This window comes from Aliiglaciecola sp. (assembly GCF_039982535.1).
Classification (GTDB): Bacteria; Pseudomonadota; Gammaproteobacteria; order Enterobacterales; family Alteromonadaceae; genus Aliiglaciecola.
In genome coordinates, this window is the sequence record NZ_JBDWYG010000011.1 from 56,565 (window position 1) to 72,802 (window position 16,238).

Below are 16,238 nucleotides of genomic sequence, written 5' to 3' on the forward strand. Positions count from 1 at the left end.
ATAAGCACTGTTACTGAACTGATTTTATTATTATTGATGAGAGTTTTTTAATGCCTCACTAAACAAGGTGGGAACAAATGGGGCAATCTGCATGCTTATTGACCTTAAAGCTCTGCCACTGCATTGTCATTGCATCAAACAGCATTAGTTTGTTACTTAATGATTGTCCAAAATTAACCAGAATCTTAATTGCCTCTAAAGCTTGCATCGCGCCAATGACACCTACCACTGGAGACAGCACACCGGCATCAACACAACTCAGTTGTTGCTCGCCAAAGAACCGACTTAAACAGCCATAACATGCATCCTTGTTTTGCGGTTGCATACTAAACACCTGCCCTTCCATTCGAATGGCTGCCCCTGACACTAAGGGTACGTTTTTTTGTAGACAGGCAAGATTAAGTTGATTTCGAGTGGCTAAATTATCGCTACAATCCAGCACAATATGATGCTCTGTTAGGACTTGGCCTAAATGATTGTCATCCAATCGCTGAGCGATGGTTTTAATCGTTGTTTGGCTGTTAATTAACGCCAGTTTTTGTTTTGCTGATTCGCATTTTTTGACCCCGATATCAGACTCAGTGTGTAAAATCTGGCGCTGTAAATTAGAGTGCTCCACAATGTCATCATCAACTAGGGTAATTGCCGCAATCCCGCTGGCCACCAAATATTGGGCGGCAGCACAGCCTAAGCCGCCAACTCCAATTAACAATACTTTTTTAGTAAGCAAAAGCTCTTGTTTGTCTAAATCAAACCCTGGCAACATCACCTGCCGACTGTATCGCATTGCTTGCTCATGAGTCAGTTGGCGAGGTTGATTGTGTTGGCTCATTTGCTAGTCAGGCCGTTTTGAATGGACTGACGATAGGCGCTAATTGCAGGTATACACGCAATTAAGAAAGTCGCGCCACTGACTATGCCAATAATCGCCAATGAACGCAGTCCAAAAATACTGTTTTCAATAAATAAACCGTATTCAGCGCTTAACCATTTGGCCCCAAATTGGAAACCTAACCAAACTAACACTAAGGCAATCACACTGGCTGTCAGGCTCAGCAACATTGCTTCCATTTGAATTAATAAAAAGACCACTCGGGAATGGGCGCCAATGGCACGAAGCACGGCCATTTCTTGTCGCCGCTCTCTGACAGTAGTGAGTAACATAGTGGCTAACCCCAGCAATGACGAGAACAAAATGAGTGCTGAGATAAATAACAATAAGCTTTCCACATTGCCCACCAATTGCCATAACTCAGCAAACGCCACTCCAGGTATAATGGCCAACATAGGCTCTTTTTTGTATTGGTTTATACCGCGCTGCAATTGAAACAATTGCATTTTAGAATTAAGGCCAATAAACATGGCGGTCACACTATCAACGTCGATATCAACTTGCTCACCAGCTTCAATTTGATGGAGAATTTCGTGGATCTCAGACTCACTTTTATGGGCCGCTTCTAAACCTTCTAAACTCACATGAATGGTTTGATCCACGGGGGTGCCTGTTGGCTCTAAGATCCCCTTTACAATAAAGGGAGAGTCAGAATGTTTAGTAAAGCTAACATCAGCCAAACCATGGGACATCTCAATTTCATCGCCTATTTGATAATTCAATTTTTTAGCGACGCCAGAACCTATGACTGCATCAAAGGTTGAAACTAACGAGGTTCCTTGAGCCATCACTAAAGGTTGTTTACTGCCATATTGAAAATGCTGAAAATAGTCATTGGTGGTACCCAACACTCGGAAACCACGATGTGAGTCACCTAATGCGATAGGTATGATCCACTTAACACTCGGCAGTTTTGCCAAGGCTTGATAACTATCCCAAGACACATTGTTCGTTGGGTTACCAATTCTAAATACCGAATAAAGCAGCAAGTTGGATTGTCCCGTTGGCGCCCCCACAATGAGATCGACACCAGAAATGGTGCGGCCAAAACTGTCTTTGGCTTGGATCCTTAAATGTTCAACACTGAGCAGCAGCGAAACACTCACAATTATCGATAACATAGTAAGTAATACTGCGGTTAGCCTATGATTGAGACTCTTTATGGCAATACTGAGAATCATTCACTCGCCTCCCATGCTTGGTTGATATCAGCAAGCTTAATATGCTTTTCAAAATAATGCGCCAAGCTTAAATCATGGCTTACGAATAATAAGGTAAATTGGTAACGTTTGGCGCTATCCATTAAAAGTTGCATAAAACTATCTCTAGCCGAGGTATCTAAAGCGGAGGTAGGCTCATCGACAATTAACAACTCAGGTTGATTAATTAACGCACGGGCAATGGCCACCCGTTGCTGTTGTCCAACACTAAGTTGGCTGGCAGGCTTCTGGAGCAATGCAGAAGGCAAATTCAACTGATTACAAATATTGATAATCGTCTCAGATGGCGCAATTTTAAGACCTTTGCCGAAGTAGGCTGCTAGTTCAATATTTTGTTTCACACTTAAATATGGGATCAAATTAAACTGTTGGAAAACCACTCCGATATGTTCTGCGCGAAACCGGTCACGTTTGCCCTCTGACAACTCAGAGAACGCTTGCCCCAAAATGGAGATAGTGCCACTTGTGGGCTTCAAAGTGCCACAAATCAGATTTAGCAACGTACTTTTACCGGAACCCGACTGACCAGAAATAAATACGTTTTGGTTTTCTTCCACTTGCCATTTTTTGATATCAATTGTAAGACTTTGGCAATCCGCTAAACTCGCCGCGTTTTGATTGGGGTAACCAAAAGTCACATTATCAAATTCGATAGACCATCGCTTAGTTGTCATAAAACCTGTATCTATTATGCTGCCGTTGATAGCTATAACTTTATCCCTTCATTGCTTCAGAAACAAACACTTAGAGTTGAATGTATCTTAGTTCACGGTGAATGTAAGTTCATTTCGCCCAACTCAGGCTAACCAACGTCAGTTGGGAAGTCTGTTTGCCTAGCAAGTGAGCCAGCACCATATTGCTTGATAACAGAAACGTTGCGCTTAATGAGACCAAATAAATTTACGTTCTCTCAATTTGTTCATGGAGTTAAATTTCAAACCTTTTGTTTGGGCAAAGTTTAGCATACCGCTCCAACTGTAACGATTAAGTAACAAACTTGGGGAATTAAATTTATACCCGTTACACCCCTTGTAAAAATCATGTTAAAATCGTAAAATCCTAAAAACCCCGAAACTTAAACGAATAAGTTAAATTATATTGTGGTGAATAATGAATCTAGAAATTGAGAGCAAACGCTCATTAAAACGTATTTTAGATAGTATTGACTTAACAGCGCTGACCAAAGCTGACAAATTGTTATTTGAGCAGCGTTTACACAGCCATTTCCCTAAGTTATTTGCTCTTTATCTAGAAATTTACGGCCACCGTTATGATGTTTATTTTTACCTTCAAGAACTTGTAAATTGCTTGGCTAAAGGTTTTAGCGAACGCTCTAGGGCATTGAAACTAAAAGACAAAAAACGTCTTGCTGATCCATTGTGGTATAAAAATGAAAACATGCTCGGCATGGCCTGTTATGTCGACCTGATCGCCCAAGATCTACAAGATTTGCAAGCAAAAATTCCCTATTTAAAATCGTTAGGGATAACCTATCTGCATTTAATGCCTCTGTATGATTCCCCAAAAGGTGACAGTGACGGCGGATATGCAGTTTCCGATTACCGTAAGGTTAATGAAAAGTTAGGTACCACTAAAGATTTAATCGCACTGGCTAAAGCGTTAAATAAAGAGGGCATCAGCTTAGTTTTAGATTTTGTGTTTAACCACACCTCAGATGAACATAAATGGGCAATGGCTGCGAAACAAGGCGATCCCGAATTCCAAGAGTTTTATTATATGTTCGATGATCGCACTATACCGGATCAATACGAACACAATTTACGAGAAATTTTCCCTCAGGTTCGTCGCGGTAACTACACCTGGAACGAAGACGCAAAAAAATGGGTATGGACAACATTTAATAACTTCCAATGGGATCTGAACTACTCCAACCCTGCTGTTTTCAACGGAATAACCTCAGAAATGCTATTTTTAGCCAACCTAGGTTGCGAAGCATTGCGCTTGGATGCCCTCGCCTTTATTTGGAAAGAAATGGGAACAACTTGTGAAAATCAAGATAAAGCACACAAATTAATTCAAGCATTTAATAGCTGTTTACAAATATCAGCCCCTGCTGTTGTATTTAAATCTGAAGCTATTGTGCACCCAGACGAAGTAGTGAAATACATTGACGCTGAAGAGTGCCAGTTATCTTACAACCCTTTGTTAATGGCACTGCTGTGGAATAGTCTTGCTACCCGCAAAACCAACTTATTAACCCAATCAATGCAAAAAAGTTTCAGTATTTCACCTAAATGTACATGGGTTAATTACGTACGCTGCCATGATGATATAGGTTGGACGTTTGATGATGAAGTCGCCGCGCAACTAGGCATCAATGGTCAAGATCACAGACATTTCTTAAATCAATTTTACACAGGAAGATTTGAAGGGAGCTTTGCTAAAGGTGTGGCTTTTGGAGAGAACCCAAGTAACGGTGATTGTAGAGTCTGTGGTTCAATGGCATCTTTAGCAGGGTTAGAACAAGGGATCGAGCTAGAGGATCAAACATTGATTGAAAATGCCCTTGCTCGAATCCAATTAATCAATGGGATTATTTTATCAATTGGCGGCATTCCACTGCTCTACTCCGGGGACGAAATTGGCTTGCTTAATGATTACAATTATCGCCTTGATGAAAGTAAGTTGCACGATGCGCGATGGGTCAATCGTATAGCCCTTACTGAGCAATTAATTGACGAGGCAAAGAACCCTAAATCTGCCTCTAATAAAGTGTCCAAGCAATTACAAAACCTAATTGAATTACGTAAAAATCTACCTGTACTTGGTGATGCGAATACGCAAATTTTAAGTAACGAAAATCCCCATGTATTTAGCTATACCCGATACTCAGACACAGGTGAAGTTTTACTCGCCATCAACAACTTCAGTGAACATCCGCAGCTTATTGGCTCGCAAATTTTAGGTCAACTTGGTGAAGGCCCGTATCATGAACATATTTCTAACGAAACCATTGCCAGCACGCAAAACGGGGTTCAATTGTCTGCTTACCAAGTAATGTGGATAACCTTGAAATAACAATCATATTGTTCAATTACGAGCTGTTAGTATAAATATACACGGCTTTGACAATGGACTTGTCAAAGCCGCTTGTAGAATTGCTTAAACAGGTTTACAACTGCCTCGCACCACAAGCTTAGTTTCTAACACCACATTTTCATTGTCCTTTCCGTCCAATAATAAACTGGCAGCAACACGCCCTTTCTCAATACTTTGTTGACACACTGTGGTCACAGCAGGTTCCGATCTTGCAGATTCAGGAATATCATCAAATCCGGTAATACTCAGCTCTTGTGGTACTTTAATATTCAACTCTTTAGCAACCCGAATGGCTGCTAAGGCGATAATGTCACTCATACACAATAAAACACTGGGGCGGGGATTCATGGTGAGGGCTTCACGGGCAGCTATTTCTGCCAGCTCTGCATCATTAATAGGAATATGCCACATTGAAGCAGCTGCAATCGAACAGTTTTTACTATCCGCGGCTTTAAGGTAGCCTGCTAATCTAGCATGAGAGACTTCTTGTGAGTCTTGCACTAAATCAGCCTCAGTCAGACGGCATACTCTATCACTATCAATTAAACGCAGACCTAATATAGCCACCTGTTCCTTTTCATCACGAATGGCATACTGTGCAATTTTGAACGCACCGTTTTTATTATCGATATTTACCGATGCAGTTTCTTTATACTCCGAGTCCACAACCACCACCGGTTTACCCGTTTTCAAGATAAATTCAAATGAACGTTGATCGATAGCACCGTATAAAATAAAGCCATCAGGCAAGGACTCAGCCCCTCTCTGTTGACCCGCGTCTCCATGACTAGACAACAGCAACATATGCTTATTGCGGTCCACTAACACTTCCGCAATGCCCTGTAGTAACTGATTCGCCACAGGATCAGAAAGACTGTAGGTAAGTGAATCCAATAACATAACGCCAACCACATCAGACTCACCACGGCGCAACGTTCGAGCTGCTAGATTAGGACCGTGATAGCCCAGCTCTGCGGCCTCCAATAGGATACGTTCTCGTAACTTTGCAGATAATTGGTCCGGACGGTTAAATGCGTTAGAAACACTCGCAGTGGAAACACCTAATGCCTCTGCGACTTGTTTCAGATTTAACTTCTTAGTTCTTGCCATGCTACTCACCTCAGTACCAAACTACTTAGGTACCCGTCAACTCCTGATCAAATCAATTGAAACGGCTTTATATACCTCGTAGTGATCTCAAAGGAATACCATCTTAATCGATACCTTAAATTTAAGAATAAACTTAATAAACTCTTAACAATCTTAACGATTATTAAAATTAAAGCTACTAAAATCGAGTTTCAGTTAGCCAGCTGACTAGTAACTGTGTTAATAAAAATCAACCAAAGCTTACTAGTTTCCACGCTAGTAGCACTTCGTTTAACTTATCAAATAACATAATAAAATCAAAATCTTAACCAAATTAAACTTAATTGTATTGCCGCTAAAAACTTGAGTATAAGTTAAATAAAATCCAATTTTTAAGGTACTTAGGGTTATTTTATAATTTTCGACGCACTGCCTAGCTTGCCATATGTAGGCAAAAGGGTTTCTAGAAAGCTTAAAGAAATACCAGAACTCTCCATCTTAAAGCATTAAGATTCTAACTAAAAATAATAACATTGCCCCCTAAGTTGCCGTTGTTATTCATAATTTAATAAGGTGTTATCTGCATAACTGAAATTTCCCTCACCTCGCTGACTACTATAGAAATTACTGAAAATGAGGAGTATTAAAAGGCTTCGGGCAAAAAAACACCGTCAATAAATAGCAGGAGGTTATTTCCACGTTCTAGTGGAAGGTGAAGTATAAGGCTGAGAGTCTCTGCGAGGGAAGTGAGTGTATTGAGTTATTACACCTTACACTATTCTTCATATTTTCTAATAACGGCTACTTTACCGTCCTCGATTTCTAAAACTTCCATTGTAGAATAATGCAATTCTATGAGCTCATTAGTTTGAGGATGAATACCTCTACTAGAGGTAGTGTATGTAATGACTACAGCGTTATGAGCAGGAATAATTTGCTTTAAATCTGCTGTATATGCCAAATGAGTACCCAAATAAAATCGCATCCCCTTGCGAATACTTTCTTTACCGTCAGGTGAGCGCGAATCGTCTGAATCATAGGGTAAATGTTGATGAGCAACATCAGATTTAAGGAAAGACAAATAATGTTCTAAGTCTTTATTAGAAGCATCTGGGGATTGTGTCGCTACCCATGCTGAAAAGTATTCGTTACCAAGTTCGGTTAAATCAGTTTCTGCTAAAGAGCCAAAGGACCACAATAAAATAATAGAAATAACAATCCATTTTTTCATAAAACCTCCGATGTTAACAGTAGGTATAAGGCAGCGTGTAAGGTACTTTTTTTGGAGTTTAGTTTAAAGGCCGATGTGCCCGCCCCCAACCCCGCAAGACGAAACCAAGTATACTATGACACCTTTATTATGCCTTTGATTTAAGTTCACTTATTGCCTTTAACAGAGCATCTCTATTTTTTGATGCCTGTATCCATTTGGGAAGCCTACTTCCTAAAGATGCGTTACTCCACCCCTTCTCATCATCTTTCGTTCGTTCCCTTAACGTTGCAGAAACGTAGGACTCCAAAAATTCTAGGTGTCGAATATTGAAAGCCCATAAAGAGTTACCGATACAATCTATTCTTAACCACAAATTAAAACCAAAGTATCCATCTGTTGGGTTTTCGCCCCCCCAATCGAAAGCACGACCATTTGATGATTTATCTATGCTATATCCACACTTAGTACAAGACGCCCGAACCTTATCTTCGCCAAAAGGAATAACAACGGCTTTACTTGAGCACTTAGGGCAAGAAATTAACACTGGATCAACTTCTGTAGGTTTACTAATTGTAAACCTATGCTCCCGCCCATCCTTAAATCGAGTGTCACTCATTATTGAATACCTTGTATGTGATTTGACTATGGCAAATTGATGCACTGCCATCGAGCCCGTGCAACATGTTATAAAGAGCACCTATAAGAGCTTCGGAAACAAAGTACTTTGTTAGCGCAATATGCTCTTCGTTAAAACCTGATTATTCCGGCATACTGATCCATAACGATCCCCAGCTGGAGCAAAGACTTGTTGGCTATACTTGGCGAGGCACGAGCTATAGCCCGCTGTTTTATGTCCTTTTAGGTGATTTTTTATAAGCCACTTATTACCAAGCTTAACGGTTCTGTAACTACTGAACTTAACCAAGTAAAACCAGAGAAGTTTTTAATTAACCAATAGATTAACATTAAGTTAATTAGTAAGAATAGAAAAAAGTAAACCTGAGCTAGGTTGTTATTACCGCCAACTTTGAAACCATTTTTAGGAACAAAAGTGGTGATAAAACCAAGCAATGAATACCCCAAGGACCAGACAATAAAAAATGCAATATCTAATGTAATTTGCGCTGATTGCGAATAAGCTAAAACGACAAAAGAGATAGCCATGAATGCACGATATATAGAAGGTATATACTCAACAGAGTATTCGCCCAAATCATTGGGATCTTGGAAGTATTGTTGTTCTGTTTTTTCAGCAAAAACAAAACTAATTAGTAAGCAAAGATAGACAAATGAATGAACACCCAGACCAAGTTCTATTAAAACACCGATAACGAAAAACGCCACTAAAGCCCAAAAGTTCAGTTGGCGATTTTCTAGTTTTAGGATCCTCAAAACGACCATGTTAACGAAAAACGTCCTGTGCCTTATAACGCTTTGAATTTGGGGCAAATGTGAGCACTTCGCGAGTATTTGTCCCAGTGAGTTTACGATCGACATTATTCACTTGTTAGATGACTTACTTATCCATCCAACACGAGTCATAAATGAGTGTTCCATTACTGATGAATTTAATCTTATGTACTTTATTGTACTCGTCAATTGGCTTGGGTTCTTCACCTCTTTGAAGAGTGAACGTACTTGAAGAAACAACGTCTCCGTTAATTGTAATCATTGCTTGTGAGTTAAAAAGGCCTGTTTGAAAGCCTTTAATTATAAAACCATAAACATTGATGGCTATTTGTTGCTCTTTCCCCTCTAAAGAACTCAAATCTGGCAGCAAGAAGCTAATGTTCGTGGTTGGTTCTGATATTCCTTTGAGGCTACTTGTAAAGTATTCAATTGTTTCCTCAAGGTATGGGATGTGCGGGTTGGGATTTGACGTAGAAAATTCTATTAGATCCGTCACCGACAAATATACTCTTGAATTTTTATTGGCTAAAAATACAGCTGGTTGCACAATAATCGGTGAATGTTCAACTTTCCTGTTTTGAATTGTGGGATAGATATCAAGTGAGCAAGGATCATATTCACCAACGGCAGCGCTACTGAAAAGTATAAAAATCAATGAGACGAGCACAATTTTTTCCTTTGTCATCTAACTTTTCAATAACGGGCACTGGCGCGCAAGGCATAATGACAAAAAGCCACCCTGCGTATATGCGTCCCAGCGAACGCAATGAATAAGTCTATTGTCTCGTTATGCACGATTTAAAACCAACCTAGTAATTTTAGCTAAACCATAACCTAAAACACCAACCACTGCACTAAGCCAAATTGCATGAATTGGGATAAAGATAATAGCCAATGCCGAAGTAGATGAAGTGTGCTCAGAAGTGAAATGCGAATGCTGCATGTCCCAGTATCCCCAAAAGTGAAAAAGGGAGATAGCGGCAAGTGAGCAGTAAAGCGCGATTTTTCCAATGCTAGATTTTTTAAGGCTAGAAAAGAGAACTACAGCTACAGCAGAAAGCACTATATAGGGAATGACTCTGAAAGAAGCTGAAAACAAAAAGCTATGAACAGTGAAATATTGAGTGGCTCGCTCAAAGCCAGGTTGAGGAGCGTACCCACCAACAACAACAGCCAGTAGCCACTCTACTGTTATCTCATTTATTAAGAGAAAAGACAGAAATAATAACATCCAAAATAACCATTTCATACCAAATTCCTTTTCGTGTGTAACGTCTGTTAAGAAGTAAATAATATGTTGACTAAAATAAGCGAAGCAGGAGTAAAAACTAACTGTAATTTGTCCTGCTTTAATAAGCTGTCAGGCATATTTGGCCAATAATTTAATTATTAATGCTAGTCCCCCAATTAAAAAACCAAAAAAAGTTCCGAGCTGATTAAATACAGGTGTTTTATCTGTTGAGACCAAAAATAAAGAGTGTGTTAGTAACCTTGGAAAAACATTTAAAAGGAAACCTAGCAACATAATAAACATAAATATAATTAATGGAATAGCCTGAATCAAACATAATAAAATTGATGAAATAGCGGCTATTAAAGCCAGTCCCAATTTATTTAGAGCTAAAATAAAATTATTGTTACCTTGCTCATTAACAGTATTATCGATAACTTGCGTATGATAAAAATCATAATAAAGAGAATCATAAAAAAATGTGCCTGCAAAATACCAAATACAAAATACACTAAAAAGGCTAAGTATTACCTTTAAATTAATAACAAATAAATTTAAAGTTTTGGGTAACATCAACGTATGAAAATAAACAATAAATAAGCATAGGATATTTAAAAAACTTAGAAAAAAAGCATGAAAACCAAAAGCGAATATATTTTTACTATCAACAACCACGCTAGCAGATATTAAAAAATTAAATAGAATTATAGCGTTTATTGCAAAAATTAATAAAAAGTACATTCCTATCTGAGTTCTTTTTATCTTTTTAAAATTTGAGTTTATAACCACTAATGTAAGAAGGATTAAACTGTTACTTTTTTGAACGATACTTTTACGATTTATATAATCCCAACTAAGATCAATCCCTTTCCGGATTTGGTTGTCCGAAGCTTCTTGAGATAGCCAACCAAATATTCCAAATGACATTTTGATAAATCCAAAGACTAAAGCGGCGTACCCAGCATTTATTAAAAAAGATTGTAATTCACCCATAAATCAAAATTCTCTATATGCCTAACACCTGCTTAAGCGGCGAAAATTGCTCTTCATTTTTATCCGCTTAAGCTTTTGTTATGATTCAATTTCTAAAGAACCTAAAGAAAACACCCCAGGTTGTCCAAAAAGACTGCCACCATTTTTTAGATCAGAATATGCACCTTGCAAAACTGGCCGACTAAAGAGTTTGGCTTTAAACATTTTATTTTTAATGTGCCTATTAAGCTTGCCAGAAAGACTTTTAAATTCAGTCCAATTAACTTCATTGATATCATTATCAGATAAATGGGCGCGCTGGAGCGCACCTTTCTGATTCCAATGAGTAAACCGACTTAAGTCCAGTGCATTTTCAGCTGAATCTTTTGGCCGACCTTGAAGTAGTTGAAAAATCCCGACTCCCTCAAGCGACTGTCGATACTTGCCAATATTAGGATTTAAATCAAAGGTTTTAACAAATGGCGTAGAAGTGACAGATTCCCACCAACCTCGAACGAACACTCCTCCGTGATTATCTTCAATATGAGAGGACAACAATATATCTTTACTTGATTTAAACTCCCTAATTTTATGATCTTTACGAGAATATGCCTCAAATAGTCTTAGTGGCGATAACTCGGACATATAGTCTATGACTTCAAGAATGTCTGAACTGTTGGCGTAAAAATCTAGCTGTGCCACATACACTCCTTTGAATCATAACGCTTTGAATATGGGGATTTTAGGAGCGCATTGGCCGAATGCGAGCGAATAAAATTTCGGGTGAGATTACGAACAACATTATAATTATTCATTTGTTAGGTGCTCTGTACATTAGGCCATCCGTTATTGTCTTTTACTACTTTGAACTTAGCATTGAACTTGGGAAAACATCCAGAATTTAAAGAGGAAAAATCAATGTTGCTTCTTGGGGTTTCAAAATACTCTATGACTTGACTCCCCTTTGTAGCGATAACAAGAGTGATACCGTCCAAAATAGAGATCCCACTTTTCTCTTCAACATTAAAATCGAAACCCAACACCTCTTTTGCACCGTCGTTATCGGTATAAGGAGTGATGAAGCACACCTTGTCCCAGTTGTCGCCTAACTCAATGGATAAGTCTACAACTCCACTAGAAATATCGAAAATTCGAGTTGGAGCTGTTTCAAATTTGGCACACGACACAATTGCAAAGAGTAAAAGTAGTACGATAAACCGATTCATCCTTTGAACACCTAACGCTTAATATAACTGGAAAATACGAGCGCTTTTGCAACGAAGTTGCAGCGAGTAGTTTTCCAGTTGATGTTTTTGTTAGTTCTCATTCTTTAATCAACACCCATCGCGCGGTTTTTAGCCACTTTTTTAAACAGGCAATTTCTTCCATACAGCCTAGTTCATTTAAAACCGACAAATACTGCTCTTCATTTGACGTATACATAACAAATGCATCTCCTTCGCTATCAAATTGAACAGATGCAAAATTTGTATTTGCTCTCACTACTTGCTCTATAGATGGGCCATTGCCGCTGAAACCATAAGCTTTAAACAATTCTATGAATGATCGTTTACCATCCTTTAAATTAATTTCCACTGGGATCGAAATTGAAAAATAGGTCTCATCAGAATATATGATTGGGGGGTAATATTTTGTAACGTCAGGGTTAGCCAGTGGACGAATCCAATAGAACACGAACAATATGATTAATATGCAAACTACAATTATTTTCAAAATGTTCATCCTTGAGAACTAACGCTTCACATATGGGGCGCAGGCTTGCTGGCTATACTTGCGAAGAATGAGCTGAGCCAGCGAGTATGCGTCCCAATGAGCGAAGCGAATGATCATTATGTGTTTGTTATGCATAGCCAAACCCCAAAAATGCCATGAATGCAAAGAGTGAGAGTATGCTACCACACAAGTAAATCCTAGCTTGCTTGTAGCCTTGGGGATTGCCTTTTTTGTTAAGTATTTTGACTATGCCAGAGTTGAATGATTTTAGGCTAGTCACGGAAATTCTCTTTTCCAAAACAACCATAGCTAAGTTTGCTGCAAAATACATAAACAACATAAGTAACGCTATTGTTGTAATTATTGTCGATGAACCTTCAATATCTACCAAGCTAAATCCTTGCTATGCATAGACATAATGACTCCCCTTGAGCCAGTTTGAAATAGTGCTGATCTCCAATTATTCGTGGGTTAGTTAAAAACCAGAGCCATAATAGTTCTGCAAAGAAACTAAAAAAAGGAGATCAGCATGAATAAACATAGCATACTTTTTATTGGCTTAGATACGCATAAAGAATTCAATGAAGTTGCGTATATTGAAGACCAACGTGGCGCTAAACCCGTTCACTTAGGTAGGCAGTCAAACAGTAAACTCGCTATAAAAAAATTAGCTCGTCAGCTTGAGTCTAAATATCCTGATGCAACCTTGCACTTTGTGTATGAAGCAGGTCCTTGCGGATATTGGATTTATCGTTTGCTCACCAGCCTTGGACACTGTTGTTATGTGGTCGCACCGTCACTTATTCCAAAGAAACCTGGCGATAGAGTCAAAACCGATAAACGCGACGCTATGATGTTAGCTAAATTACTTAAATCGGAAGATCTCACTGCCATTTATGTACCAGAGCCAGAAGATGAAGCGGTACGAGATCTATCTCGTGCTCGTGAAGTGGCAATGAAGGATTTAAAGGACGCAAAATATCAATTAAAAGCGATGTTGCTGCGCAACAATATTAATTGTAAAACCAAAGATAATTGGTCTTTAGCACATATACGCTGGCTTACCGAGTTAGTGCTTCCCCATCCTGCACAACAAATCGTTTTGCAAGAATGCATTCAAACTATCACGGAGCGTATTGGACGGTTGGAGCGATTGGATAATGAATTAGCACACCAAGTGCAAAACTGGCGATATTATCCTGTCGTCAAGGCAGTACAAGCCATGCGAGGTGTTAGATTATTAGTTGCCACCGGTGTAGTAGCCGAATTAGGGGATTTAAATCGCTTTGACCATCCCAGAAAACTAATGAGCTACGTGGGATTAGTACCCAGTGAACATTCAAGTGGTGGAAAACGTCGTTTAGGTGCCATCACTAAATGTGGTAATGGCCGAGCAAGACGCCTACTAATTGAAGGCGCTCACAGCTATAGATACACAGCTAACGTTTCTACAGAATTACAAAAGCGACAAGAGGGGTTACCCAAGCCTATCACCGATATTGCTTGGCAAGCACAACTGAGATTGTGTCGTCGATATCAACGGCTGATGCACAAAGGTAAACACTACAATGTAGTAGTTACTGCTATCGCCAGAGAAATGATTGCCTATATCTGGGCTATCTCACGGGAAGTCGTATTACCGCAGGTTAATCCAAAATTACGCTTATCTAGGGTACCTGCATGAGAATAGAGTTTGAGTTAATGCATTGGGTCAAGCATCGGCTGTGGCACAATCACCGAGGGCGTTAGGATGGCAATAATGCTAACCCATTATTGAACCACGAACATAGACTGAAGACAGGTGTCACGACGGAATAAGTAAGGTAGGCGCTGTTCATCTAAAGATGAATAATCCACGAATACCAGCATGACAACCGACGAATTTACTTGCTTCACTCGATGCGTTAACTCAATTTATTTGAGCAACAAATATAGGCTTATAAGGGTTTAGGCAAGATCGTTACGTTTTAATTGACATGGGGAGTCATACCAACGCTTTGCTAAGCGGCAATAAAATTGTTGGCTAAAATAGCGAGGAACGAGCAAAAGCCAACTGTTTTTTGTCCGTTTAAGCAACTTGTTAGTGTTCATTATCTCCGGTATTAAAGATCTCAAATCCCCAACACAAAGCAGATAAATGCCAAAAGAGTAATGTTGAATTAAGTTCTTGAGTGCTAAGCAGTGAAGCTACAGCGTTGATCCCGGCACCAATACCTAACAAACCAAATGATAATAAGCTTAAACCTAAGAAGTACATAAAAGCTTTATATTGATTAAGCCAAATATTCAAAGAAATGTACGCTAATGCAGTAATACCAACACACATAAAAAAAGCAATTGATTTAGCTAAAATAGACAGATAATCATTCGGCGAATTCACAAAGGAATTTAAAAAATCATCGAAACTTAAAACCCATAATCCAAATTGCTGATAAATAGCGGCAGCTAGCATAGGAATAACAAGTACCGCGCTTAATTTACTTATTTTTTCAACATCACTAATTGATGGCATCTCAACTCCATTTGAACACTAACGCCTCGCTTAACTGGCGCAAAATAGCAGGCTAAAATTAGCGACGAAGGAGTGCAAGCCTGCTGTTTTGCGTCCTTGGTTGAAGCGTTTGTTAGGCATACTAAGCACCTTGGTAAGACATTATTGCTACTAGGTTAGAGGGCTTGGCACTATTTATTGTTAATACCCATTGCTCTAAAAAGTTACCACTTTGAAATAAAGTATAAGACGTTGTTGTTAAGCTACCTGACTGTGAAATAAATTCTTTTTTATAAGTGAAACCACTACCAGCAGGTGGTAACCAAGCCTCCATACTAGCTTGAATTGTATTTGGGTCACCTTGGTGGATATACACAGAACAAAGTTTATTTTTCAATAATGCAAGCCCGAAACTACCCTCGTCATTATTTAAGTACCAAGCTTTACCTGTATTGCCTTTTAGGTAATTTTGAGCAATTTGCTCAGGTGCAATTAAGAAACCTTTTCTTTTGGCTGATTCTTCAAGAGCCAATAGACTCTGGCGACCAACAACACAAGTTCCCATGAACAGTTGGATTGGTGTTGATTTTCGTAGAGCAAGGCCTTCATCTTCTTTCTCAGGAGTTGACTTACATCCAACAGTTGAAAGAATAAAGAGTGCAATAATGTAAAACTTAACTCGATTCATATTCCGTATGCCTAACGCCCTGTTAATGGGCAAAATACAGTTGGCTAAAATTGAGCGACGAAGGAGCAAAAGCCAACTGTATTTTGTCCTTGTTAAACAGCTTGATACTCATTGAGCCTCCCCAATCAGCGTAACTTTTCAACTACTCTGATAGGTGACAAAACCAAACGGAGAAGCTCAATGAACTTTTATACTAATACACATCCATACTATTGTGGAATTGATTTACACGCTCGCC

General features: G+C 39.0%; 18 protein-coding genes. 2 read left to right on the forward strand and 16 right to left on the reverse strand.

The genetic code is table 11. The features are described 5' to 3' along the window. Positions 1-58: 58 nt before the first annotated feature. Genes moeB through ABJV04_RS02355 form a run of 3 tightly spaced genes read right to left on the reverse strand, consistent with a single transcriptional unit; the run spans position 59 to position 2,786 of the window. On the reverse strand, positions 59-832 hold the full coding sequence (moeB, locus tag ABJV04_RS02345) for a molybdopterin-synthase adenylyltransferase MoeB (RefSeq protein WP_348489519.1): 774 nt from the start codon (positions 830-832) through the stop codon (positions 59-61). Then, a complete protein-coding gene (locus ABJV04_RS02350) occupies positions 829-2,073 on the reverse strand; it encodes an ABC transporter permease (RefSeq protein WP_348489520.1) in 1,245 nt (414 codons plus the stop codon). The genes moeB and ABJV04_RS02350 overlap by 4 nt, the downstream gene beginning before the upstream one ends. Further along, the gene (locus ABJV04_RS02355) at positions 2,070-2,786 is read right to left on the reverse strand and encodes an ABC transporter ATP-binding protein (protein WP_348489522.1); all 717 of its coding nucleotides are present in this window, start codon (positions 2,784-2,786) and stop codon (positions 2,070-2,072) included. The genes ABJV04_RS02350 and ABJV04_RS02355 overlap by 4 nt, the downstream gene beginning before the upstream one ends. A 436-nt stretch (positions 2,787-3,222) precedes the next feature. On the opposite strand from ABJV04_RS02355, the gene ABJV04_RS02360 reads away from it, so the two are divergent. Further along, positions 3,223-5,151 (forward strand): alpha-amylase family protein, encoded by a 1,929-nt coding sequence (locus ABJV04_RS02360; RefSeq protein WP_348489523.1) that lies wholly within the window; start codon positions 3,223-3,225, stop codon positions 5,149-5,151. A gap of 84 nt (positions 5,152-5,235) precedes the next feature. Here ABJV04_RS02360 and ABJV04_RS02365 read toward each other — a convergent pair whose 3' ends face one another. The 11 genes from ABJV04_RS02365 to ABJV04_RS02415 all read right to left on the reverse strand — a co-directional run bounded on the left by ABJV04_RS02365 (position 5,236) and on the right by ABJV04_RS02415 (position 13,212). Next, positions 5,236-6,282, reverse strand: coding sequence for a LacI family DNA-binding transcriptional regulator (locus ABJV04_RS02365; protein WP_348489525.1), 1,047 nt, complete (start codon positions 6,280-6,282; stop codon positions 5,236-5,238). A 754-nt stretch (positions 6,283-7,036) separates the two neighbouring features. Then, complete coding sequence (locus ABJV04_RS02370) at positions 7,037-7,492, reverse strand: nuclear transport factor 2 family protein (RefSeq protein WP_348489527.1); 456 nt, start codon at positions 7,490-7,492, stop codon at positions 7,037-7,039. 127 nt (positions 7,493-7,619) lie between these two features. Further along, positions 7,620-8,090, reverse strand: a complete 471-nt coding sequence (locus ABJV04_RS02375) for a hypothetical protein (protein WP_348489529.1) — start codon at positions 8,088-8,090, stop codon at positions 7,620-7,622. A 254-nt stretch (positions 8,091-8,344) separates the two neighbouring features. Continuing rightward, positions 8,345-8,875: a hypothetical protein gene (locus ABJV04_RS02380; protein WP_348489530.1), complete on the reverse strand. Its 531-nt coding sequence runs from the start codon at positions 8,873-8,875 to the stop codon at positions 8,345-8,347. Between the two features lie 115 nt (positions 8,876-8,990). Beyond that, complete coding sequence (locus ABJV04_RS02385) at positions 8,991-9,569, reverse strand: hypothetical protein (protein ID WP_348489532.1); 579 nt, start codon at positions 9,567-9,569, stop codon at positions 8,991-8,993. A 102-nt stretch (positions 9,570-9,671) separates the two neighbouring features. Next, positions 9,672-10,133, reverse strand: coding sequence for a hypothetical protein (locus ABJV04_RS02390; RefSeq protein WP_348489533.1), 462 nt, complete (start codon positions 10,131-10,133; stop codon positions 9,672-9,674). 111 nt (positions 10,134-10,244) lie between these two features. Further along, positions 10,245-11,108, reverse strand: a complete 864-nt coding sequence (locus ABJV04_RS02395; RefSeq protein ID WP_348489535.1) for a hypothetical protein — start codon at positions 11,106-11,108, stop codon at positions 10,245-10,247. A 78-nt stretch (positions 11,109-11,186) separates the two neighbouring features. Next, positions 11,187-11,789 (reverse strand): hypothetical protein, encoded by a 603-nt coding sequence (locus tag ABJV04_RS02400; protein WP_348489537.1) that lies wholly within the window; start codon positions 11,787-11,789, stop codon positions 11,187-11,189. Positions 11,790-11,905: 116 nt separating this feature from the next. Continuing rightward, positions 11,906-12,313, reverse strand: a complete 408-nt coding sequence (locus ABJV04_RS02405; RefSeq protein WP_348489538.1) for a hypothetical protein — start codon at positions 12,311-12,313, stop codon at positions 11,906-11,908. A gap of 97 nt (positions 12,314-12,410) precedes the next feature. After that, the gene (locus ABJV04_RS02410; RefSeq protein ID WP_348489540.1) at positions 12,411-12,821 is read right to left on the reverse strand and encodes a hypothetical protein; all 411 of its coding nucleotides are present in this window, start codon (positions 12,819-12,821) and stop codon (positions 12,411-12,413) included. 127 nt (positions 12,822-12,948) lie between these two features. After that, the gene (locus ABJV04_RS02415; protein ID WP_348489542.1) at positions 12,949-13,212 is read right to left on the reverse strand and encodes a hypothetical protein; all 264 of its coding nucleotides are present in this window, start codon (positions 13,210-13,212) and stop codon (positions 12,949-12,951) included. Positions 13,213-13,350: 138 nt separating this feature from the next. On the opposite strand from ABJV04_RS02415, the gene ABJV04_RS02420 reads away from it, so the two are divergent. Next, positions 13,351-14,505, forward strand: coding sequence for an IS110 family transposase (locus ABJV04_RS02420; RefSeq protein ID WP_348489543.1), 1,155 nt, complete (start codon positions 13,351-13,353; stop codon positions 14,503-14,505). Between the two features lie 396 nt (positions 14,506-14,901). Here the strand turns inward: ABJV04_RS02420 and ABJV04_RS02425 are convergent, their stop codons facing one another. After that, positions 14,902-15,333 (reverse strand): hypothetical protein, encoded by a 432-nt coding sequence (locus ABJV04_RS02425; protein ID WP_348489545.1) that lies wholly within the window; start codon positions 15,331-15,333, stop codon positions 14,902-14,904. Between the two features lie 121 nt (positions 15,334-15,454). Next, positions 15,455-16,000 carry a hypothetical protein gene (locus ABJV04_RS02430; RefSeq protein ID WP_348489546.1) on the reverse strand — a complete coding sequence of 182 codons (546 nt, stop codon included), beginning with the start codon at positions 15,998-16,000 and terminating at the stop codon, positions 15,455-15,457. Between the last annotated feature and the right edge of the window lie 238 nt (positions 16,001-16,238).